The organism is Merdimonas faecis (assembly GCF_001754075.1).
Taxonomy (GTDB): Bacteria; Bacillota; Clostridia; order Lachnospirales; family Lachnospiraceae; genus Merdimonas; species Merdimonas faecis.
The window spans coordinates 1-810 of the sequence record NZ_MIEH01000057.1; the positions used below are offsets into that span (position 1 = coordinate 1).

1 protein-coding gene is annotated in these 810 nt (G+C 49.8%); it reads left to right on the forward strand.

What is annotated here, in order from left to right; all coding sequences use genetic code 11:
• On the forward strand, window positions 1-810 hold an 810-nt coding region (locus BKD12_RS16190), incomplete at both ends, for a DDE-type integrase/transposase/recombinase (RefSeq protein WP_141736971.1).

Genomic DNA, 810 nt, shown 5'->3' on the forward strand with positions numbered 1-810 from the left:
AAGCCTCCCAGCCGTCCCACGCTCAGCAAGTATTATGACATGGATGTGATCCCGGATGATCCCGGCGCTAAACTCGCAAAACCAAAAACCTTTGACGTAGAGCCTTTCCGGAGCACGATCGTCAGGATCCTTGAGGCGAACAGTGGGAAAAGTTTCTGTATGTCATCTGTTTACGATGTCCTGGAAGAAAAATTCATCGAAAATGGAGACTATGAAAAACTTCCCGGCAACCAGCAGACGCTCCGCAACTATATCCACTATCTCGAGGATTCCGGACAGATCAACAGGGAACCGGAGCACCGCCGTATTTATGATTATGTTTTCGATACACCGCCCGGGGAACAGATGCTGATCGACTTCGGTGAGCAAACCTTGTCCAAGACAAAGAGCATCCACTTTATCTGCCTCTTGCTGCGCTACAGCCGCTTTTTATGCGTCTATGCACAGGATCACAAGTATAACTCGGAAGAAGCCTGTAAGGCGATCTATCATAGTTTCTGCAGGCTTGGAGGACGTCCTAAAGAGCTGGTCATCGACCAGGACGCCGTGTTTGTCGCCAGTGAAACCTATGGCGAAGTCATCAAGACCAGGACCTTTGAAGATTTCTGTACCGAACAGGATCTCCGACTCTGGATATGCAATAAAGCGGATCCTGAAAGCAAGGGACCTATCGAAAACTCTGTTGGGTTCGTGAAGAAAAACTTCTTCAGCGCGCGGAAAGTCACCTGTATTGATGATGTGTGGCGTTCCCTTCCCGGATGGCTGGAACGCAAAAACCAGCGGATCCACCGTTCTACCTTACGGGTCCCA